We start from the raw sequence: 20,166 nt of genomic DNA on the forward strand, positions 1-20,166 counted from the left end.
CAAAGGGAAAGCGCGTGGTGCATTTGGGAGGGGACGGATGCGACCGACGGATGATAGCGGCTCGACGATGCCGGGCGAAGCGGCATCGCGAAACGCCGGCACACCCCTGCGGATGCTGTTCCCGCGCGACGGCTGGGTGCGGATGCGCGACGCCATTGCGGATGCGGGCATAAGGATCGAGCCGGTGCTGTTCGAGCCGGACGGGTCGTTCAGCGTCGAGGGTCGCGCCATCCCCCTCGACCAGGCGCGGTTCACCGCCGCCTGGTTCAGTCTCGACACCTTCGCACGCGGGCAGGACGAGGCATTCCTGGCGCGCATGGTCGAGGCGCCGGACCTGCGCTGGATGCAGAGCGCGCGCGCCGGCTATGATCACCCCGCCTTTGCCCGTCTCGCCGCCAAGGGCGTCCGCCTGTCGATGAGCAAGGCGATGATCCCCGCCATCGGCGAATATGTCGTCGCCGCGGTGTTCGATCATTTCCAGCGCGGCCCTGAGCGGCGCGCGGCGCAGGCGGCGCAGCGCTGGCAGGCCTTTCCGTTCCGCGAAATCGCTGGCAGCCGCTGGCTGTGCGTCGGCTATGGCGAGATCGGACGCGACATCGCGGTGCGCGCACGCGCACTCGGCGCGCACGTCACCGGCGTGCGGCGGAGCGGCGGCACGGACGCGGATGCCGACGCCATCGTCCGCCCCGACGACATGGCAGACGCACTCGCCCAGGCGGACGTGGTGATCCTGTCGGTGCCGCTCACGCGCGACAATGACGGCGCTTATGGCGCGGATTTCTTCGCCGGGTTCAAGCCGGGAGCCCTGTTCATCAATGTCGGCCGCGGGCCGTTGCTCGACGAGGCGGCGTTGCGCTCGGCGCTCGATGACGGACGAGTCGGCCATGCCGTGCTCGATGTCTGCCGTGTCGAGCCCTTGCCGCCCGGCGAATGGCAGTGGACGCACCCGCGCGTCACCCTGACTGCGCACACCGCGGGCATCGGCTCGGGCCTGTATGCGCGCACCGACCGGCTGCTGGTGGACAATCTGGTGCGCTACACGACGGGCGCGCCGCTGCTCCACGAGATCGGGCCGGAGGCGCTGGCGTGAGCGGGGCCACGCTCACCGGGAAGGTGGCGCTGGTGATCGGCGCGGGCGGCGCCGGCAATATGGGTCAGGTGATCGCGCGGGCGCTGGCGGGTGCCGGCGCGCGGGTGATGGTGGCAGGGCGCACGATTGGGCCGCTAGCGGCCTTCGCACAGGAGATCGGCGGCTGGGCAGAGCCTTGCGACATCACGGTCAAGGCCGATTCCGAGCGGCTGGCAGACCGGCTGCGCGACGTGGGGGGCGGCGTGGACATCGTCGTCAACGCAACCGGCCACGGCCTGCGCGGCCGCTTCGAAGACGTCACCGAGCAGCAGCTGCGCGACATCGTCGATCTGCAGTTCGTCGGGCCCTTCCTGTTCTTCCAGGCGCTGCTGCCCGCCGTACGTGATGGCGGGTCGCTCATCCAGATCAGCTCCGCCACCGCGACGATCATGCTCGACGATCACGCACCCTACATGGGCACCAAGGCGGGGATGGATCATGTGATGCGCTGCATCGCGCTGGTCGGCGGTCCACGCGGGATCCGCGCCAACTCCGTCTCACCGGGGCTGACCGAGACGCCGATGACGGCGGGCGCGAAGGCGGTGCCGGGCGTGTTCGAGGCCTATCGCGCCAAATATCCGCTGGGCCGGCTCGGCACGTCGGAGGACATTGCCGCCGCCGTGCTGTGGCTGGCCGACGATGCCTGCTTCATGACCGGCCAGAACCTGCAGGTGAATGGCGGGCTGACGTTGCGCGGCAATCCGTCGCGCGCGGAGGTGGACGCGTCGGTGATCGCCGCGACGGGGGCACCCCGCCCCGCGCCGTAACCCGCACCCGATCGACAGAATAAACCAGGAGAGACGATATGGCACAGATCGACCTTCCGGAGGGCCCGGGCGAAGAGCGCGAACGGATGTGGCAGCTGCGGCCGGAGATGGGCGCCGCAGCCGATGCGTTCAGCGCGGCCGTGCAGGACACGTCGACGCTGACGACGCGGGAGCAGGAAGCGGCGCGGACCCGCATCGCCCATATCAATCGCTGCATTCCCTGTTCGGACGCGCGGATCGACGATCTCGCGGGCAGCGGCCTCGACGAGGCGTTCTACGAAGGCGTCGACGCGCCGGACGAGCGCTATTCCCGGCGCGAGAGGCTCGCCATCGGCTTTGCCGAGCGGTTCGCGGCGGGCGTAGACAGTTTCGATCCGGTCTTCTGGGCAGACCTGCGCTCTGCCTTCGATGACGGCGAGATCGTCGATCTGGCCGCGGGTTGTGCCAAGTGGCTCGGGCTCGGCCGGATCAACGCGGTGCTGGACCTGCAACGCTCCTGCGCGATCCGGCTGCGGCCGTCTGCTGCAGCCCGCGCCGCATGAGCGGACGGCTGGCCGGCAAGGTCGCGGTCGTCACCGGCGCGGCCAAGGGCCTGGGCGCGGCCGCGGCGCGGATGTTCGCCGCCGAGGGTGCCCGCGTGATCCTGACCGACGTTGATGCGGGCGGCGAGAACATCGCCCGAACAATCGGCACGGCGGCGCGGTTCGTCCACCACGACGTGCGGCGCGAATCCGAATGGTCGGCCCTGATCGCCGGGGTGGAAGCGCGGGAAGGCCGGCTCGACATCCTCGTCAACAATGCAGGCGTAGTCGAACTCGACACGCCCGAGGGGATCACCGAGGACAGTTACCGCATGGTCATGTCGGTCAGCGTCGATGGCATGGTGTGGGGCTGCAAACATGCCATCCCCGCGATGCGGCGGAGCGGCGGCGGCTCGGTCATCAACCTGTCGTCCATTGCCGCCGTGCAGGGCGAGCCGAACAACGCTTCCTATACCGCCGCAAAGGGCGCGATCGACGCCTATAGCCGCATGGTCGCGGTCTATTGCGGCCAGACCGGCCTGGCCATCCGCTGCAATGCGGTGCTGCCGAACGGCATGCACACACCGATGGTCGCGTCCGTGCCGGAGAAGAAGCGGGCCGCGGCACCCGGTGCCGGGCTGCTCGACGCGGTCCCCGGCGGCGGCAATGCGCGCGGCGAGCCTGAGGATGTGGGCGCGCTCCTCCTGTTTCTCGCGTCCGACGAGTCGCGCTGGATCAATGGCCAGTCGCTGGTGATCGACAATGGTGCCTCGATCACCAAGGGCGCTGTCCCCTCACCCGCATAAGAAAACGCAACGCGTTACGCTTTTGCTTGCAAGCATGTGGGTGCGTGCGTTAGTTTTGCACATCGAAGCGCCGCTTGGGCGCCGGGGCAGAGCATGACCCCGATCAGGGAGGACAGCATGAGGGCACATCGTTTCCGCGCAATTCTCTGCGGCTCGGCGGCGATGCTGCCCTTCCATGCAGTGTCGGCGCAGACGGCCGATCCCGCGGCCGCGATGGCAGCCCCCGTCCCCTCGCAGGACGGCGCGACGCAGAACGATGCCCCCGTCTCGGCGCAGACCGTACCCGGCGAAGTCGCCCCCATTGCCGCGGCCGAGCCGGCGGCTGCGGCAGCACCCGACGTCGTCGTCACCGGCTCGCGCATCGTGCGCAACGGATACGACGCGCCGACCCCGGTCAGCGTCGTGACCGAAGCGGAGATCCAGCAGGCCGCGCCGGTGACGATCGCAGATTATGTCAACCAGCTGCCCTCGCTCGCCGGCTCGCAGTCGCCCCGTTCGTCCGCATCCACCGTGGGCGGCGGTCTTGCCGGTGCCAACCTGCTGAACCTGCGCAATCTCGGCCCGAACCGCACGCTGGTGCTGCTCAACGGCCGCCGCGTGACGCCGTCCACCGTCACGGGCGCGGTCGACATCAACACGCTGCCGCAGGCGCTGGTACAGCGCGTCGACGTGGTGACGGGCGGTGCTTCGGCAGCTTGGGGCTCGGACGCGGTCAGCGGCGTGGTCAATTTCGTGCTCGACACCAAGTTCGAAGGCATCAAGGGCCAGGTGCAGGGCGGCATCACCGGTGAAGGCGACGGCGAGTCGATCACCGCCGATCTGAGCTGGGGTGCGAAGCTCGGCGACCGCGGCCGTATCGTCGTCAGCGGCAATTTTTCGTCCGCCGGCAGCGCCTACCTGCGCAAGCGCGATTGGTACAAGGGCTACAAGTTCTTCATCAACCCGGCCTACACGCCGACCAACGGCCAGCCGCAGCGGCTGATCCTGCCCAATTCGACGATCAACGCGACGCGCGAGGGCGTGATCATCTCCGGCCCGCTGCGCGGCACCGCGTTCGACGCCGCCGGCAACGTCGCCACGACCAATTTCCCGTTCGGCTCGGTCGCGAGCGGCTTCGTCCAGTCGGGCGGCACGCAGAATTACGACATGACGCTGGACGTGCTCCAGGTCTCGACGCCGGTCACGCAGGGCGCCGCCTTCGCACACGCCGAATATGAGCTGGCCGACGACCTCACCTTCTTCGCCGAGGGCAGCTACGGCTCGTCGCGGACGCGGACGAACTCCGGCTATTTCTGGCGGGTCGACAATGAGCCGATCCGCATCGACAATGCGTATCTGCCGACTTCCGTGCGCGATCGCATGGTGGCGGCGGGCATCACCAGCTTCAACCTGTCGCACATCAATCCGGCGTTCGGCTGGCCGGAAGGCGTGAACGATCGCTCGCTGATCCGCGGCCTTGCCGGCCTCGAAGGCAAGATCAGCAACTGGAAGTGGAACGTCTATTACCAGTACGGCCAGACGCGCATCAAGAATGCGGGTGAGAACAACCTTCTGCCCAGCCGCATTCTCAACATGTTCGACTCGGTCGTCGGGCCGGGCGGCACCCCCGTCTGCCGCTCGACTCTGACTTCGCCGAACAATGGCTGCGTGCCCTACAATCCGTTCGGCAACCGTGAGATCACCGACGCGCAGCGCGCCTATGCGTCCGGCACGTCGCTGTCGCGCATCCGCCTGACGCAGCACGTGATCGAAGGCAGCGTGCAGGGCGACCTGTTCGACCTGCCCGCCGGTGCGGTCGCGCTGGCAGTGGGCGGCGACTATCGCCGCGACAGCGGCGGCGTCGTCGAGGCCGATCCCAACAGCGAAGCCGGCTTGTGGTATGTCGCCAACCAGAAGGCGTTCCGCGGCCGCATCTCGGTCAAGGAAGCGTTTGGCGAGTTGGCCGTGCCGGTGCTGAAGGACAGCGCGGTCGGCACGCTCGACCTGAATGGCGCGGTGCGCTTCACCGATTATTCGACCAGCGGCAGCGTGACGACGTGGAAGGTCGGCGGCACCTGGGCCCCGATCGAGGACATCCAGTTCCGCGTCACCCGCTCGCGCGACATTCGTGCACCGTATCTCAGCGAGCTGTTCACCGCGGGCACGACCCTGGTGCAGTTCCTCACCGATCCGACCCGCGGCAACAGCAGCGTGTCCGTCGTGCAGACCACCAGCGGCAACCCCAATCTCGCGCCCGAGCGGGCCAATTCGCTGACCGCAGGCGTGGTGCTGCGGCCGAGCTTCCTGCCCGGCTTCTCGGCCTCGATCGACTATTACGACATCAAGATCGACGGTGCGATTTCGACCAGTTCGTCGCAGCAGATCGTCAATCTCTGCGCCGCCGGTCAGTCGGTCTTCTGCTCCGCCATCACGCGGGATGCCGGCGGCACGATCACGGCGGTTTCGGTGGTTCCGTTCAACGCACGTGAGGAGCTTGCCCGCGGCTTCGACGTCGAGCTCGGCTATCGCCGCCCGCTCGGTGCGGGTGCAATCGATCTGCGCGCCTTGTTCAACTATGCCGACAAGCTGGAGATCGTGAACCCGACCAACGTGGTCACGCGCGCGGGTGAGGTTGGCAACAATCTCGGCGTGTCGCAGGGCGTGCCGCGGCTGCGCGGCCTGTTCACCGCCACCTATGCGGGCGATCCGATCACCGTGCAGCTGAAGAGCCGCTTCATCGGCAAGTCGAAGATGGAGGTGGATTTCGGTCCGCTCGACCAGAACCGCAACAAGGTGCCGGCGATCGCCTATTTCGATGCCTTTGCCTCCTATGACCTGAAGCTTGGCGGCGGCAGCACCGAATTGTTCGTCGCGGTCGACAACCTGCTCGACAAGGGCCCGCCCGTCGTCCTCTCGCAGGACACGCAGATCGGCCAGGCATCCGGCACCAACCTGCTGATCTATGACGGCGTCGGTCGGACCTTCCGGGGCGGTGTCCGCTTCAAGTTCTGATGTTCAAGGTCATGGGCCTGATCCGGCGGCGGGGAGACCTGCCGCCGGATGCGTTTCGGCTGCACTGGCGGACGATCCATCGCGGCCTTGCCCTCCGCATCGCCGAGGCCGGGCTGCTTGCCGGTTACGTGCAGAACCATAAGCTCGACATACCGGTCGACGGGCTCGAGATTGTCGCCGATGGCGTGCCGGAATTGTGGTTTGCGGATGCGGAGGCCTTTGCCGCGCTGCGCAGCCATGCAGCGTTTCGCGACGGCGCGTTCCATGACGAGCCGAACTTCATGGACATCAGCGACTATCGCTCGCAACCGCTCACCGAGGAGATCGGCACCGGTGCGCCGCGACGTGAGTGCGTCGGCCTGCTGAAGGCGATCCTGTTCCTGCACGAGGGGGAGCCGGGCCTGCCCGGCCATGGCGCGGTTCGCACCGCGCGCCAGACCCGCCCCGCCACGCCCCTCCCCATCAAGGTCGCGCCTTACGTGGCGGTCGAGACCAGCTGGTGGCACGATCTCGCGACCTTCCGGCGCGCCTGGGCCGACCATGACGGGCCGGCACGCGGGCTGCTTGCCGAGGAGCGTGTCGTATTCTGGCCGGGCGATCCGAGCCCACCGGCGGACTGGCGGCCGGTGCCGCCGACGCGGGCTCAGGCGTAAGACGGGTCGTCCGGCGCGCGTGCACCCGTCCTGCTGAACCGGGCGAAGCGCCCGCTGCCGATCTCGCAGGTCGAAGGTGCGATCTCGTTCCAGTCCATGACGTAGCGCCGCTCGGCGATGCGCCATCCCTCGCGGGTCCGCACCAACCGGTCGAGATAGCGTCCGCCGACGATCATCTGCTGCGCCTGCCCATCGACGGTCAGCTGGTGATAGGCGGTGCACATCGTCTCGGCCGAAGCATGATCGCCGGCAAGATCGACAAGGCTGTTGCTCAGAGCATGCTGCGTCCGCTCCATCGCGCGCAGGCGGCCGAGCAGGCCGAGGCTCCACTGCGCGGCGTCCTCCGGCCCCTCGCCGTAATCGACGATGGCTCCCGGCGCCCAAACCGTGTCGAACAGCGCCGCATCGCAGCGGTCCACCGCACGCGCATATCTCGCCATCAAATCGGCAATGTCGATGCGGTCGGCCACGGTCTGCAGAGTTGACACTGCCGGGTCCTTTCGAAATAAAATACAGGATAGCTTGACTGTATTGTGCAGGCGCATCGATCGCAACGGCGACGCGATATCCAAGGAGCGGGAATGCCGGAGAGACCGCCATCATTGGGCGAGTTGGCCGATCGGGTCGCCATTGCCGACTGCATCGCGCGCTACATGCGCGGGCAGGATCGGCTTGAGGCGTCGCTGCAGCTCGAAGCATTTCACCCTGATGCCACGGTCGATTACGGCTTCTTCACCGGCAGCGCGGCAGACTTCGTCGCTTTCGCGCAGGGCCTGCTCGCCCGCTATCCCGCCACATGGCACGCGCTCGGCCAGTCGTTGATCCAGCTGGACGGCGACAAGGCGACGGGCGAGGTCTATTTCCACGCGTGGCACCGCCGCGATGCCGGCGAGGGATTGCAGGACCTCCAGATCGCCGGCCGCTACCTCGACCACTATGAGCGCAGAGACGGTGCGTGGGCGATCACGCATCGCCGCGAAGTGGTCGACTGGACACGCACCGACCCCGCCGCCGACGACTGGTTCCACCGCACGCCCACGGCGCTCCGCGGCGGCCGCGGCAGCGCCGATCCCAGCGCCCACATCCGAGAGGACGACCATGTCTGACCTGAAGCCCGGCGAGCATCGCTGCCCCGGCCCGAGCACGCGCGACATCATCCTGGCGGACCGGCAGAAGGTGCCGGACGCGCTGATCACCGAATCTCCTGCCTTTCTCGGCGACGGCGACATTCCCTATGAGCGCTATTACTCGCAGGCCTTCTTCGACCTCGAGATGAAGAAGCTCTGGCCGAAGGTGTGGCAATGGGCATGCCGCGTCGAGGATATAAGCGAGCCGGGCGATTACATCACCTATGAGGTCGGGCCCCATTCGCTGATCGTCATGCGCGGACAGGACGATCGCATCCGCGCCTTCCACAATGCCTGTCTCCACCGCGGCACGCAGCTGCGCCGCCCGGGTGACGCGGGATGGACGCCGGAGCTGCGCTGCCCTTATCACGGCTGGACGTGGACGACCGAGGGCACGCTCAAGTCGATCCCGTGCCGCTGGGATTTCCCGCATGTCGACAATGCCGCTTACGGCCTGCCCGAGGCGAAGGTCGGCACGTGGGGCGGCTTCGTCTTCATCAACATGGACGAGGATGCCGAGCCGCTCGAACAATTCCTCGGCGTGATGCCCGATCATCTTCGCGACGGCTGGGATCTCGGCCGCCGCGCGGTGGCGGTGCATGTGCAGAAGGAACTGAACACCAACTGGAAGGCCGCGCAGGAGGCGTTCCTCGAGGCCTATCACGTGGTCGAGACGCACGCGCAGAACCTGCCCTTTGCGGGCGATGCCAATGCGCAATATGACGTGTTCGGCGATCACGTCTCCCGCTTCGTCCACACGCACGGTGTGCCGAGCCCGCATTACGCGCATCCGCAGACCGAGCAGGAGATTGCCGAGAAGATGCATCTGCCGCCCGGCACGATCGTGCCCGAGGGCCGCACCGCGCGCTCGGTGGCCGCGGACTGGCGACGCACCAATCTCGGCAGCAAGTGGGGTCTCGATCTCAGCGCCTATTCGGACAGCGAGATGCTCGATTCGATCGAGTATCACCTGTTCCCGAACATGTGCGTCTTTCCGGGCGTATCGCTGCCGATGGTCTATCGCTTTCGCCCGATCGGCATGGATCCGGGCCGCACGCTGTTCGATCTGCTGTTCCTGCGGCCACTGAAGGACGGCGAGGAGCATCCCGAGCCAGTCGAGCCGGTGCGCATCGCGCACGACCAGAGCTATGGCGACGCACCGGGGATCGAGCGCTGGCTGGGTGCGACCTTCGACCAGGATACGGACAACCTCGCCCGCCAGTATCGCGGCTTCCAGTCGTCGAAGAAGCGCGGCGAGACGCTGGGCAATTACCAGGAGTCGCGCATCCGCCACCTGCATCAGGTGCTGGACGCCTATCTGGCGCGCTGATCCGGGAGGATCGGCGCGCCAGGCGCTTGGTCAGGGGATCAGCACGACCTTGCCGAACTGGTTGCCGTCCTCCAGCCAGCGGTGGGCGGCACCGGCCTCCTCCAGCCCGAAGCGCCGATCGATCGGCAGGCGGATCTGGCCGGAGGTGAACCATGGCCATGCCGCATCGGCAATGGCCGCAGTCAGGCGCGCTTTCTCGTCCGCGGGCCGGCCGCGCAGTGTTGATGCCGTGAGCGTCAGGCGCTTGAACATCAGCTTGACCAGATCGGTCTCGACGATGTTGCCGCCCAGCGTCGCGATCTGGACCAGTCGCCCGTCCGCGTTGAGCGCCTCGATATTGCGGGCGAAATAGTCGCCGCCGACGATGTCGAGCACGAGGTCGACGCCGCCCGCGGCGCGGGCCGTCCCGGCGAAATCCTCTGCGGTCACGTCGATTGCGAGGTCGGCACCGAGCGCCTTTGCCCGCGCTGCCTTGTCTCCGCCGCGGGCCGTTGCGATCACGCGGGCGCCTGCGGCCTTCGCCATGAGAATCGCGGTCGTGCCGATGCCGCTATTCGCGCCGTGGATCAGCGCCGTCTCGCCCGCGCTCAGCCGACCGCGTTCGAACAGGTTGGTGAAGACAGTGAAGACGGTTTCCGGCAAAGACCCTGCCTCGATCAGGTCCATGCCCTCGGGCACCGGCAGCGCATGCCGCGCATCCACGACGGCATATTCGGCATAACCGCCGCCCGGCAGCAGAGCCGCGACGCGGTCACCCGTGCGCCAGCGGCTGACCCCCTCGCCCACCGCCTCGACGGTGCCTGCGACCTCGAGCCCCATGACCTCCGATGCGCCCGGCGGTGGGGGATAATTGCCCTCGCGCTGGCCGATGTCGGGGCGATTGACGCCTGCCGCCGCGACCCGGATCAGGATCTCGCCGGGTTTCGGCTCAGGCGTGGCCGCCTCGCCGACGAACAGGTCTGCCGCCGTTCCCTTGCCGCCGCGTATCTGAACAGCCCGCATAACCCTCTCCCAGCCAAATCCGTCCATCGCCTCTGCCCTGCCCGTTCAGCAGAATCAAAAACAATCAAGATTGTCTTTAATTTGTCGGTCTGCCATGATGCCATCATCAGAGCCCGTCAGAACGGGAGAGGACAATGAATTACGATCCCCGCGCGCCGCGCGTGCCCGAGCAGCCCGATGGGGCGCCCACCACCACGTGGGACAGCCTGGCCGCCGCGGACAGCCGACCCCTGCCGCAGTTCCTGCTGGATCATGCGCAGGAAGATATGGGCAATGCTCCGCTCGATGTGGCGCGCTACACCGATGAGGCCTTCTTCCGCGCCGAGTGCGAGAAGATGTGGCCGAACGTGTGGCAATTCGTCGCGCGGCAGGAGGAGATGCCCGAGCCCGGCGATTACGTCCTCTACGAGAATGCCGGCCGCTCCTTCCTTGTCACGCGGCAGGCGGATGGATCGGTCCGTGCCTTCCACAATGTCTGCCTGCATCGCGGGCGCAAGCTGCGGACATCGAGCGGCTATGCCGACGACTTCCAGTGCCCCTATCATGGCTTCACCTGGAAGACGGACGGCACACTGAAGCAGATCCCCTGCCGCTGGGACTTCCCGCATCTCGACAATGTCGACCTGTCGCTGCCGGAGGCCCAGGCGGGCGAATGGGCGGGCTATATCTTCATCAAGGAGTCAGAGGGCGGCCCGACGCTGGCCGAGTATCTGGCGCCCCTGCCCGAGCAGTTCGATCGCTGGTCGCACGACCGCGCCTACACCACCGCATGGGTGGCGAAGGTCATTCCCGCCAACTGGAAGGCGTGCGCCGAAGCGTTCATGGAGGCGTTCCACGTCTCCACCACGCACCCGCAGATCATGGGGTTCACCGGCGACGTCAATTCCAAGTACAACCTCTATGGCGATCATGTGAACATCGCCATCACGCCGTTCGGCGTCCTCTCCCCCACGCTCGGGGTGTCGGACAACGAACAGGAGATCATCAACAATTTCCTGAAATATAATGGTCGCGTCGTGACCCCCGGCACCACCATCGACGTGCCCGAGGGCCGCACCGCCCGCGCCACGATGGGCGAGTTCAACCGCCGCCGCTTCGCCGACCTGTTCGGGCAGGATCTCGATCATGCGAGCGATGCGGAGGTGCAGGACGCCTTCACCTACAACATCTTCCCCAACTTCTCGCCGTGGGGCGGCTTTCAGCCGACCGTCGTCTATCGCTGGCGGCCCTGGCCCGACGTGCGCCACACGCTGATGGAGGTGCGCCTGCTCGGCCGGCTGAAGCCGGGCGAGACCGCCCCGGTGCCGACGATGAAGCTGATCGAACCGCACGAGAGCTTCGCCGACCATCTCGGCCAGTTGGGCGTCGTTCTGGAGCAGGACATGGACAATCTTCCCCACGTCCAGACCGGCATGGAGGCGTCGAAGACCAAGGCGCTCCATCTCGCCCATTATCAGGAAAGTCGCATCCGGCATTTTCACCGGACGCTGGACAAATATCTCGCGGGCTGACGGCGCTGTCCGTTACTGCGAAGAAGGAGAGACGCGTGGACGCTGATATCCGCATCCTGCTCGACAAGCAGGCATGCACCGAATTGGTCTACCGCTTCGCCCGCGGGCTCGACCGCTGCGACGAGGCTGTCCTCCGCTCGGTCTTTCACCCCGACGGCACGGACGACCACGGTTACTTCAAGGGCGATGCGAATGCGTTCATCGCGTGGGTGCTGCCGCTGCTGCGTACGATGGAGCGGACGCAGCACGTCATCGGCAACGTGCTTGTCGAGGTCTCCGGCGACGAGGCGTGGTCCGAAAGCTATTTCGTCGCCTATCACGACGTGACCGACGCGGCCGGGCAGGCGCTGCGCACGACGGTCGCCGGCCGCTATCTCGACCGGTTCGAGCGGCGCGGCGACGAATGGCGGATCGCGCACCGCGAGTTCGTCTCGGATTGGAGCGCGTCGGATCCGCGCAGCGACATGTGGGATCGGGCCGCGGGTGGTGATCGCCGCTATGGCCAGCGCGCCCCGCACGATCCGCTCTACGCGCAGGGCTTTTCCGCCGCAGGTCAGGCGGTGGCGGCATGAGGCTCCAGGGCAAGCGCGCGCTGCTCGCCGGCGCCTCCACCGCCGATGGCATGGGGGCGGCAATCGCCCGCCGCTTCGTGGCGGAAGGCGCGCAGGTGGTCCTTGGCGGCCGCAATGCGGAGAAGACCGCGGCCGCGGGCGCGGCGCTCGGACTGCCGACGGTGCAGCTCGACATCACCGACGAAGCCTCCCTGGCTGCCGGCGTGAAGGCCGCCGCCCAGGCGCTCGGCGGGCTCGACATCGCGATCAACCTCGCCGGGGTGAACCACTCTTCCTTGATCGCGGACGAGACCTATGAAGGTTTGCTAGAGCAGGCCAAGCTGCACTTCGTCGGCACGTCCCTGTTCATTCGCGACGTCGCCGCGGCGATGACGAACGGCGGATCGATCATCACCATTTCGTCGCTGACGGTCGAGCTGACCGGCCCGCGCTTCGCCGCTTATGCCGGCAGCAAGGCCGCCGCCGACAAGGTGGTGCGGGTGGCTGCGGTCGAATATGGCGAGCGCGGCATCCGGGTGAACTCGCTCGCACCCGGCCTGACGCGCACGCGGATGACAGGCGCCTATTTCGAGAACCCGGCGCTGCGCGAGGCCTTCGAGCGCGAGACGCCGACGGGGCATCTGGCCGAGCCGGAGGATGTCGCGGCAGCCGCGCTGTGGCTAGCCAGCGACGAATGCACCGCGACGGGCGATCTCGTCCGTGTCAGCGGCGGCATGCACCTGCGCCGCCTTCCCACCCCTCGCGACTTCGCATCCTGAGCCGGAACCACCCATGGGCAAGATCGACATTCAGCCGCACGCAGGACGCCCCATCGGCGTCGACCTGAGCAAGGCGCCCGAGCCCACGCTCAGCAACAAGCCGATCACGCCCGAGCGCTATTGGGATCGCGACTTCTGGAAGCGCGAGTGGGAGACCGTCTGGACGCGCACCTGGCAGGTCGCGGCGATGGTCAACCAGTTCACCAAGCCGGGCGACTTCGTCACGCTGGAATTCGGCAGCGAGGTGATCCTGGCAGTGATGGGCGAGGATCGCGAGATCCGCTGCTTCTACAACGTCTGCCAGCATCGCGGCATGATGCTGGTGACGCAGGAAGTCGGCAACTCCCGGCGGCTGACCTGCCCTTATCACGCCTGGTCCTACAATCTCGCCGGCGAGATAAAGACGATCCCGGACGAGCCGGACTTCCCTGCTTCCGCCAACTGCCGATCCAAGAACCTTGTGCCGATCAAGACCGGCATCTGGGGCGGCTTCGTCTGGTTCAACATGGACGACGATGCCGAGCCGCTGCGCGACTTCCTCGCCCCCGTGGCCGATCATCTTGACGCCTACCCGATGGACCAGATGGTCCGCACCCATTGGGTGACGATCGAGGGCGATTTCAACTGGAAGCTGGTTCAGGACAACTTCAACGAATCCTACCACGTCTTCCATGCTCATCCGCAGCTGAAATATGTTGCCGAATTCTCCTATCTTCACTCGCAGTTCGATCTCTATCCGAGCGGCCATGCGCGAATGCTGATGGCCGGCGGCGCACCCAGCCGCACGCTGCGGGGCGGCGAGCCCGAGATCATCCGCCAGATGGGCGAGCATATCCGCTTCTGGGGCCTCGACCCGGAGGACTTCCGCGGGCGCATGCATGACCTGCGCGAGGCGCTACAACAGCAGAAGCGCAAGCTCGGTGCCGAGAAGGGATATGACTTCTCGAGCTATGACGACACGATGCTGACCGACAATTGGCATTACACGCTGTTCCCGAACCTGTCCTTCAGCATGAAGCCCGACGGCAATATCTGGCTGCGCGCGCGCCCGCACCCGACCGATCCGGAGAAGTGCTTCTTCGACATGTGGTATCTGAACCTCTTCCCGGAAGGTCAGACGAGCTACTATTCGCCGACCATGCGCGACTGGGTCAGCATGGAAACGCCCGCACCGCACCAGAGCGGCAAGGCCGGGGATTACACGATGGGCCCGACGATCGATCAGGACGTCGCCCTGTGGAGTGCGCAGCAGAAGGCGCTGCATTCGCGCGGCTACAAGCGCGAGGTGCTGGCGGGGCAGGAATCCCGCGTCCGCTATTTCCACGACAATCTGGAGCGGTGGATGGCGCGCGGGTGATTGCGTCGCCGTCCGCCGGATCAGGCGGTGACGGGCAGATCGAGATCGTCGCCGTCGGGCCAGTCGAGCGTGCCCTCCCGTACCTTCAGCAGCGCGGAGGAGAGGAAGGCCAGCAGCGCACGTTCCATGTCGATGTCGGCCCATACGTCGCGGTTGAGCACCATGCCGCTCATCACCGTCTGCACCAGCCGGCGCGAGCGGGACAGGAGCGCAGGATCGTCCGCCCATTCGGGAAAGACGCGCTCCAGCTCCTCACGCCACGCCCGGTCGTGCCGACGGGCCTTGGGCACGAAGGTGGCGCGGAGTTCCTCGTCGGTGCGCGCAGCGACGGTCAGCTCGAGATAGGCGCTATATTCGCGCGACTGGTAGAGCCGCCAGTCGATCAGGATGCCCGCATTGTCGCGCATCCGCTCCACCTCTGGCAGCTCGCGCACCGAGGTGATGAACTGTTCGAGATGCCGGTAGAAGGCATAGTCGATGACGGAGGCGATCAGCTCCTGCTTGGTCGAATAATGGTGCAGCATCGCCCCGCGGGACACGTTCGCCACCTTCGCGATCAGCTGCGTCGTGGTCCGCGCGTAGCCGACGCGGGCGAGACAATCGACCGCCGCATCGAGGATCGTCACGCGCGTCTCCGCGCTCTTGCGCTGTTGCAGGCCCGCATCGGGCGTCGCCATCCCGGCAGGTTCGAGCTCGGACAAGGCGGTGCGGATCGCGGCGTTCATGGCCCGGCCTATCCCGCCGCGGCGCGGCAAGGCAAGCAATGAAGACTGTTTTCGGGAGTAACCACGTGGACATGGACAAGCGCCGGATCGACTGCGTCCTGATCGCCGGCGGCAAGTGGCACGACATCGACTTTGCCCGGCTGGAACTGCTCAAGCTACTGGCCGAGGACCAGCGCGTGCGGGTGCGCGTGTTCGAGGATTATGAGGCGATCGACGCGATCGAGGCGGCGGACATCCTCGTCAGCTATACGTGCGACGTGATCCCGTCGCTGGCGGTGCAGGAGCGGCTGCGTGCTTATCTGGCGGGCGGCAGAAGGTGGCTGGCGCTGCATGGCTGCAACTCGGTGCTGCGCTTCCTGGAGAACGGCAAGGTGGATGCGCCGGACTGGGCGCCGCACTTCATGGAGACGCTGGGCACGGCCTTTGTCGCGCATCCGCCGGTGGGGCCGTTCCGGGTGGAGGTGACGCAGCCGGATCATCCGCTGGTCGCGGGCATCGAGCCGTTCGAGCCGGAGGATGACGAGCTGTATCTGTCGCGTCCGACGGCGGAGATCGAGACGCTGCTGCATGTCGATTTCGAGGGTGAGGCGCCGGCCTTTGTTGCGGACCAGTGGAGCGCGAGGCGGCATCCGCTCATGTACCTGCGGCGTTGGGGCGACGGCGCGATCCTGTACAATGCGCTGGGGCATTGCCGCGGGCATCTGGACATGCAGCCGAAGGTCGAGTGGTTCCCGAAGGTGCAGCGGGGCGCGTGGCGGTGCCCGGAATATTACGAACTGCTGCGGCGCGGGATCGCCTGGACCAAGGCGGGCCTAAGGTGACGAAGTTGACACTCAGGCGCCCTATTCCGACAGGGCGCCCTACATGGCCTAACTAGTTGATGTTGCGCGCATAGCCTTCCCAGAAGGGCGCGCGCAGCTCGCGCCGGAGGATCTTGCCGGTCGGCCCGCGGGGCAGCGCCGGGATGACATCGACGCTCTTGGGCAGTTTGTAACCGGCGATGCGCTGGCGGGCCCAGGCGATCACCTCGGCGGGCTCGATCGCGGTGCCGGGTTTCGCGACCGCGACCGCCTTCACCTCCTCGCCCCATTTCGCGGAAGGCACGCCGATCACCGCCACCTCGGCGATGGCCGGATGCTCGTAGAGCGCGGCCTCGACCTCGGCCGGATAGACGTTCTCGCCGCCCGTCACGATCATGTCCTTCACCCGATCCTGGATGAAGAGGTAGCCGCCCTCGTCCAGATAGCCGGCATCGCCGGTGCGGAACCAGCCGTCGGGCGAGAGCGCCTCCGCGGTCGCATCGGGGCGCTGCCAGTAGCCGACCATGACCAGCGGCGCGCGGATGGCGATCTCGCCGCTCTGGCCGGTTGGCAGCGGGGTGCCGGCGGCATCCTGGATGCGGATCTCGACGCCCGGCATCATGGGGCGGCCGGCAGACGTCATGCGGACGGTGCCGGCGGGGTCGTGATCCTCGGGCGTCAGTGCGCAGACGGTGCCCGACGTCTCCGTCATGCCATACATCTGGACGAAGCCGCAGCGGAACACCGCCATCGCCTCGCGCAACAGCGGCAGCGGGATGGGCGACGCGCCGTAGAGGATGGTGCGGATGCGGCCATAATCCACCTCGCGCGCGCGCGGGTGCCCGAGCAGCATCTGCAGGGCCGAGGGCACGACGAAGATCTTGCTCAGCCGCTCATGCTCGATGAAATCGAGCACCTGCCCCGCATCGAACTCGGCGACGACGAGCCCAGTCGCGCCCGCGGCCAGCGTCTGCGTGCCGAAGCCGGTGCCGCCGATGTGGAAGACGGGCATGACGATGAGGCTGACATCGTCGTCGGTGAAGCGGTTCCAGGCCGGCTGCGCGTCGACCGGCAGCGTGCGATAGACGAGCAGGTTGCGGTGGCTGAGCATCGCGCCCTTGGGCCGCCCGGTGGTGCCCGACGTGTAGAGCTGGACCGCGACATCCCCGGCGTCGACCGCTACATCCGGATCGTTGTCGGGCTGCCCGTCCCGCCATGCCGGATAGTCGGTGAGCGGCAGCAGCGTCGGCGCATCCGCCCGCCCGGCAAAGAGCGCCGCCAGCCTGCCTGCGAAGTCCGGCCCCGCGACGATCCAGCGGACCTGTGCATCGCGGATGATCCAGTCCAGCTCCGCATCGGCAAGCCGCCAATTGACCGGCACCATGACGGCGCCCGCCTTGGCGGCGCCGAACAGCAGCTCGTAATAAGCCGGGTGGTTCTTGCCGAGATAGCCGATCCGCTCGCCCGGCCTGATCCCTTGCGCGATCAGGCCGTTCGCGACGCGGCTGGCGCGTGCGTCGAGCGCGGCATAGCTGGTATCCGCGCCCTCGAAACGGAGCGCCGTCTTGTCACCATAACGCGCCCCCTGCGCGCGGATCAGCGCGCCGAGCGTCGGCTCGTCACTCACGCGGTCAGATCCTCGGGCGTTTCGATCAGGCGGGTCAGTTCGGCCAGGAAGCGCGCGCCGACCGCACCGTCGATGGCACGGTGATCGCACGACAGAGACAGCTGGATGCGCGTGGCGAAGGTGAGCGCATGATCGACGCCCATCGCCGCCTGCCGCGCCGCACCGACCGCAAGGATCGCACCCTGCGGCGGATTGATGATGGCATCGAACTGCTCGATCCCGAACATGCCGAGATTGGAGACGGAGAAGCTGCCGCCCTGAAACTCCTCGGAGGCGAGCTTGCCCGCGCGGGCGCGGGCGGCGAGCGTCTTCACCTCGGCGGAGATGGCCGCGACCGACTTGGTATCGGCCGCGCGGACGATGGGCGTGAGCAGGCCCTTGTCGGTCGCCACCGCAACGGCGACGTCGGCGTGGGGAAAGCGATGGATCTCCTCGCCATGGACCTGGATGTTGACGTCCGGATGCGCCTTCAGCGCCAGAGCCACGGCGCGGATCAGATAATCGTTGATCGACGGCGCCTCACCCGCCGCACGCTTGGCCTGCGCGCGGAGCGAATTCAGCGCATCCACCCGCGCGCTGTTGCGCAGGTAGAAATGCGGGATCGTGCTCTTGGACAAGGTGAGCTGGCGCGCGATCGCCTTGCGCATGGCGGACATGCGGACAACCTCCACGCCGGTTGCGGGCGTCGGCGGTGGCGCGGGTGGCGCGACAGGCTCCGGCGTCGCCTCGGGCGCGGGCGCCGCTGGCGCAGCAGCCGGGGCGATGCAGGCGAGCACGTCCGCCTTGCCGATGCGGCCGCGGCGGCCGCTGCCGGCGATGCCGCTGAGATCGACACCGTGCTGCACCGCCAGCCGCTTGGCGAGCGGCGAGGCGAAGACGGTATCGAGCGCCGCGGTCGTCGGCGCGATCGAGACGGGCGCGCCGCCGACCGGGGGCGGTGCCGGACGGTCGAGCTGATCGACATCCTGATAGGTGAGGCGCCCGTCGCGGCCGGAGCCCGTGGCGCTGGCGACATCGACGCCGCGGGCCTCGGCCAGCTGGCGCGCCGCGGGGCTGATCGCCAGGCCGTCCGGAATGGCGGGCGGTGCCGCGGCGACGGTCGGCTGCGGCGCGGGCGGCGAGACGGAGGCGGCAGGCGGCGTGGCGGCAGCGGCGCCGCCCGGGCGATAGCTGGCGACGAAGGCGTCGAGCGCTGCCGCATCGGGCGACGAGCCGGGATCGGCGAACACCGCGAGCAGCGCGCCAACGGGGCGCACCTCCCCCGCAGGCGTGACGATGCGCGCGAGCCGGGCGGGGAATTCCGCCTCATATTCGTTGGTGATCTTGTCCGTCTCGATCAGCGTGACGAGATCGCCCTTGGCGAAATCCGCGCCCTCGCCGACCATCCAGTCGGCGACGGTGCCTTCCTCCATCTCGATGCCCCATTTCGGCATCGTGAAGGCGCGCAGGCCGCTCATCGCGGCGCACTCCCGCGGTAGCCGAGCAGCTGCGTCACCGCCGCCTCGACGCGCTCGGCATCAGGCAGGTAGGCGCGCTCCAGCTCGACCGCGAAGGGCACGGGCGTGTGCGGGGGCGTGACCATGCTGACCGGCGCGCGAAGCGCGGCGAACGCCTTTTCGCCGACCATCGCGGCGATATCCGCGGCAAGGCCGCAGCGCGGCGGATTCTCGTCGAGCACGACCAAGCGGCCGGTCGTCTCGACGGAGTCGAGGATCGCCTCCTCATCGAGCGGGCTGGTGGTGCGCAGATCGATCACGTCGCAGCCGATGCCCTGCTGCGCCAGCCGGTCCGCGGCGGTGGCGGCCGTGCCGACGAGCTGGCCGCAGGTGACGATCGTCACGTCCGATCCCTCGCGCACCAGCCGGGCATGGCCGAAGGGAATGACATATTCCTCCTCGGGCACGTCGCCGCGCGTGGCGTAGAGCGCCTTGGGCTCGAAGAAGAGGACGGGATCGTCGTCGCGGATCGCCTGCGTCAGCAGCCCCTTGGCCTCGGCCGGGCTGGACGGGATGACGACCTTGAGGCCGGGGATCGCCGTCATCAAACCGTAGACGGATTGGCTGTGCTGCGGCCCGGCATTGCGGCCGGCGCCGTAGGCGATGCGGATCACCGCCGGACAGCGGCTCTTGCCGCCGAACATGTAGCGGAACTTGGCCATCTGGTTCCAGATCTGGTCCAGACAGACGCCGACGAAATCGGCGAACATCAGTTCCGCCACCGGCCGCTTGCCGGCCAGCGCCGCGCCCGCCGCCGCGCCGATGATGGCGGATTCGGAGATGGGCGTATCGATCACGCGGCCCGCGCCGAACTTCTCGTAAAGGCCGGCGGTGGTCTTCCAGATGCCGCCGATCGCCTCCGGCCCGCCGGCCGTGCCCATGCCGCCGACGATATCCTCGCCCAGCACGATCACGCTCGGATCGCGCTCCATCTCCTGGTGCAAGGTGAGGTTGATCGCCTCGCGCAGCTGCATTTTCGCCATGGTGCGAAGCC

At 67.6% G+C, this 20,166-nt stretch carries 19 protein-coding genes; 13 read left to right on the forward strand and 6 right to left on the reverse strand.

Going from position 1 to position 20,166, the window contains the following annotated elements; genetic code table 11:
- Nucleotides 1–37: 37 nt before the first annotated feature.
- From BM360_RS19970 to BM360_RS16755, 6 genes are all read left to right on the forward strand, one after another.
- Nucleotides 38–1,090: an NAD(P)-dependent oxidoreductase gene (locus tag BM360_RS19970; RefSeq protein WP_242653546.1), complete on the forward strand. Its 1,053-nt coding sequence runs from the start codon at nucleotides 38–40 to the stop codon at nucleotides 1,088–1,090.
- Nucleotides 1,087–1,896 carry an SDR family oxidoreductase gene (locus BM360_RS16735; RefSeq protein WP_278247461.1) on the forward strand — a complete coding sequence of 270 codons (810 nt, stop codon included), beginning with the start codon at nucleotides 1,087–1,089 and terminating at the stop codon, nucleotides 1,894–1,896. Before BM360_RS19970 ends, BM360_RS16735 begins: the two co-directional genes overlap by 4 nt.
- Before the next feature lie 38 nt (nucleotides 1,897–1,934).
- Nucleotides 1,935–2,438, forward strand: a complete 504-nt coding sequence (locus BM360_RS16740; RefSeq protein ID WP_093316299.1) for a carboxymuconolactone decarboxylase family protein — start codon at nucleotides 1,935–1,937, stop codon at nucleotides 2,436–2,438.
- A complete protein-coding gene (locus BM360_RS16745) occupies nucleotides 2,435–3,223 on the forward strand; it encodes an SDR family oxidoreductase (RefSeq protein WP_093316300.1) in 789 nt (262 codons plus the stop codon). The genes BM360_RS16740 and BM360_RS16745 overlap by 4 nt, the downstream gene beginning before the upstream one ends.
- A 117-nt stretch (nucleotides 3,224–3,340) precedes the next feature.
- Nucleotides 3,341–6,214: a TonB-dependent receptor gene (locus BM360_RS16750; protein WP_165611337.1), complete on the forward strand. Its 2,874-nt coding sequence runs from the start codon at nucleotides 3,341–3,343 to the stop codon at nucleotides 6,212–6,214.
- Complete coding sequence (locus tag BM360_RS16755; RefSeq protein WP_093316303.1) at nucleotides 6,214–6,867, forward strand: EthD domain-containing protein; 654 nt, start codon at nucleotides 6,214–6,216, stop codon at nucleotides 6,865–6,867. The genes BM360_RS16750 and BM360_RS16755 overlap by 1 nt, the downstream gene beginning before the upstream one ends.
- On the opposite strand, the gene BM360_RS16760 is transcribed toward BM360_RS16755, so the two are convergent.
- A complete protein-coding gene (locus tag BM360_RS16760) occupies nucleotides 6,858–7,355 on the reverse strand; it encodes a nuclear transport factor 2 family protein (protein WP_165611338.1) in 498 nt (165 codons plus the stop codon). The two genes, BM360_RS16755 and BM360_RS16760, sit on opposite strands and share 10 nt — an antisense overlap.
- A 93-nt stretch (nucleotides 7,356–7,448) precedes the next feature.
- Between BM360_RS16760 and BM360_RS16765 the strand changes: the two genes are divergently transcribed.
- Both BM360_RS16765 and BM360_RS16770 read left to right on the forward strand, forming a co-directional pair.
- Nucleotides 7,449–7,973: a nuclear transport factor 2 family protein gene (locus BM360_RS16765; protein WP_093316307.1), complete on the forward strand. Its 525-nt coding sequence runs from the start codon at nucleotides 7,449–7,451 to the stop codon at nucleotides 7,971–7,973.
- Nucleotides 7,966–9,324, forward strand: a complete 1,359-nt coding sequence (locus tag BM360_RS16770; protein ID WP_093316309.1) for an aromatic ring-hydroxylating dioxygenase subunit alpha — start codon at nucleotides 7,966–7,968, stop codon at nucleotides 9,322–9,324. The genes BM360_RS16765 and BM360_RS16770 overlap by 8 nt, the downstream gene beginning before the upstream one ends.
- A gap of 30 nt (nucleotides 9,325–9,354) precedes the next feature.
- Here the strand turns inward: BM360_RS16770 and BM360_RS16775 are convergent, their stop codons facing one another.
- A complete protein-coding gene (locus BM360_RS16775; RefSeq protein ID WP_093316311.1) occupies nucleotides 9,355–10,326 on the reverse strand; it encodes an NAD(P)H-quinone oxidoreductase in 972 nt (323 codons plus the stop codon).
- A gap of 134 nt (nucleotides 10,327–10,460) precedes the next feature.
- Here BM360_RS16775 and BM360_RS16780 point away from each other — a divergent pair, with 134 nt between their 5' ends.
- From BM360_RS16780 to BM360_RS16795, 4 genes are read left to right on the forward strand one after another with little or no spacing between them, the layout of a single operon-like run.
- Entirely contained in the window at nucleotides 10,461–11,837 is a 1,377-nt protein-coding gene (locus BM360_RS16780) for an aromatic ring-hydroxylating oxygenase subunit alpha (protein ID WP_093316312.1), read from the forward strand.
- A gap of 35 nt (nucleotides 11,838–11,872) precedes the next feature.
- Nucleotides 11,873–12,409, forward strand: a complete 537-nt coding sequence (locus BM360_RS19670; RefSeq protein ID WP_165611339.1) for a nuclear transport factor 2 family protein — start codon at nucleotides 11,873–11,875, stop codon at nucleotides 12,407–12,409.
- Entirely contained in the window at nucleotides 12,406–13,167 is a 762-nt protein-coding gene (locus BM360_RS16790) for an SDR family NAD(P)-dependent oxidoreductase (RefSeq protein ID WP_093316314.1), read from the forward strand. Before BM360_RS19670 ends, BM360_RS16790 begins: the two co-directional genes overlap by 4 nt.
- A 13-nt stretch (nucleotides 13,168–13,180) precedes the next feature.
- Nucleotides 13,181–14,524, forward strand: a complete 1,344-nt coding sequence (locus tag BM360_RS16795) for an aromatic ring-hydroxylating oxygenase subunit alpha (protein WP_093316315.1) — start codon at nucleotides 13,181–13,183, stop codon at nucleotides 14,522–14,524.
- Between the two features lie 20 nt (nucleotides 14,525–14,544).
- Here the strand turns inward: BM360_RS16795 and BM360_RS16800 are convergent, their stop codons facing one another.
- Nucleotides 14,545–15,249: a TetR/AcrR family transcriptional regulator gene (locus tag BM360_RS16800; RefSeq protein ID WP_093316317.1), complete on the reverse strand. Its 705-nt coding sequence runs from the start codon at nucleotides 15,247–15,249 to the stop codon at nucleotides 14,545–14,547.
- A 71-nt stretch (nucleotides 15,250–15,320) separates the two neighbouring features.
- Here BM360_RS16800 and BM360_RS16805 point away from each other — a divergent pair, with 71 nt between their 5' ends.
- Nucleotides 15,321–16,070: a ThuA domain-containing protein gene (locus tag BM360_RS16805; protein WP_093316318.1), complete on the forward strand. Its 750-nt coding sequence runs from the start codon at nucleotides 15,321–15,323 to the stop codon at nucleotides 16,068–16,070.
- Between the two features lie 52 nt (nucleotides 16,071–16,122).
- Here the strand turns inward: BM360_RS16805 and BM360_RS16810 are convergent, their stop codons facing one another.
- Genes BM360_RS16810 through BM360_RS16820 form a run of 3 tightly spaced genes read right to left on the reverse strand, consistent with a single transcriptional unit; the run spans nucleotide 16,123 to nucleotide 20,155 of the window.
- Nucleotides 16,123–17,676: a fatty acid--CoA ligase gene (locus tag BM360_RS16810; RefSeq protein WP_207544633.1), complete on the reverse strand. Its 1,554-nt coding sequence runs from the start codon at nucleotides 17,674–17,676 to the stop codon at nucleotides 16,123–16,125.
- The gene (locus BM360_RS16815; protein WP_093316321.1) at nucleotides 17,673–19,133 is read right to left on the reverse strand and encodes a 2-oxo acid dehydrogenase subunit E2; all 1,461 of its coding nucleotides are present in this window, start codon (nucleotides 19,131–19,133) and stop codon (nucleotides 17,673–17,675) included. Before BM360_RS16815 ends, BM360_RS16810 begins: the two co-directional genes overlap by 4 nt.
- Complete coding sequence (locus BM360_RS16820) at nucleotides 19,130–20,155, reverse strand: alpha-ketoacid dehydrogenase subunit beta (protein WP_093316322.1); 1,026 nt, start codon at nucleotides 20,153–20,155, stop codon at nucleotides 19,130–19,132. Before BM360_RS16820 ends, BM360_RS16815 begins: the two co-directional genes overlap by 4 nt.
- Between the last annotated feature and the right edge of the window lie 11 nt (nucleotides 20,156–20,166).

The sequence above is a fragment of the Sphingomonas jatrophae genome (assembly GCF_900113315.1).
GTDB lineage: Bacteria > Pseudomonadota > Alphaproteobacteria > Sphingomonadales > Sphingomonadaceae > Sphingomonas_P > Sphingomonas_P jatrophae.

Bases quoted from the DNA above. Each gene is read 5' to 3' on its own strand.
- BM360_RS19970 (WP_242653546.1), top strand. From the start codon at position 38: ATGCGACCGACGGATGATAGCGGCTCGACGATGCCGGGCGAAGCGGCA.
- BM360_RS16740 (WP_093316299.1), top strand. From the start codon at position 1,935: ATGGCACAGATCGACCTTCCGGAGGGCCCGGGCGAAGAGCGCGAACGG.
- BM360_RS16745 (WP_093316300.1), top strand. From the start codon at position 2,435: ATGAGCGGACGGCTGGCCGGCAAGGTCGCGGTCGTCACCGGCGCGGCC.
- BM360_RS16750 (WP_165611337.1), top strand. From the start codon at position 3,341: ATGAGGGCACATCGTTTCCGCGCAATTCTCTGCGGCTCGGCGGCGATG.
- BM360_RS16755 (WP_093316303.1), top strand. From the start codon at position 6,214: ATGTTCAAGGTCATGGGCCTGATCCGGCGGCGGGGAGACCTGCCGCCG.
- BM360_RS16765 (WP_093316307.1), top strand. From the start codon at position 7,449: ATGCCGGAGAGACCGCCATCATTGGGCGAGTTGGCCGATCGGGTCGCC.
- BM360_RS16770 (WP_093316309.1), top strand. From the start codon at position 7,966: ATGTCTGACCTGAAGCCCGGCGAGCATCGCTGCCCCGGCCCGAGCACG.
- BM360_RS16775 (WP_093316311.1), bottom strand. From the start codon at position 10,326: ATGCGGGCTGTTCAGATACGCGGCGGCAAGGGAACGGCGGCAGACCTG.
- BM360_RS16780 (WP_093316312.1), top strand. From the start codon at position 10,461: ATGAATTACGATCCCCGCGCGCCGCGCGTGCCCGAGCAGCCCGATGGG.
- BM360_RS16790 (WP_093316314.1), top strand. From the start codon at position 12,406: ATGAGGCTCCAGGGCAAGCGCGCGCTGCTCGCCGGCGCCTCCACCGCC.
- BM360_RS16795 (WP_093316315.1), top strand. From the start codon at position 13,181: ATGGGCAAGATCGACATTCAGCCGCACGCAGGACGCCCCATCGGCGTC.
- BM360_RS16800 (WP_093316317.1), bottom strand. From the start codon at position 15,249: ATGAACGCCGCGATCCGCACCGCCTTGTCCGAGCTCGAACCTGCCGGG.
- BM360_RS16805 (WP_093316318.1), top strand. From the start codon at position 15,321: ATGGACAAGCGCCGGATCGACTGCGTCCTGATCGCCGGCGGCAAGTGG.
- BM360_RS16815 (WP_093316321.1), bottom strand. From the start codon at position 19,133: ATGAGCGGCCTGCGCGCCTTCACGATGCCGAAATGGGGCATCGAGATG.
- BM360_RS16820 (WP_093316322.1), bottom strand. From the start codon at position 20,155: ATGGCGAAAATGCAGCTGCGCGAGGCGATCAACCTCACCTTGCACCAG.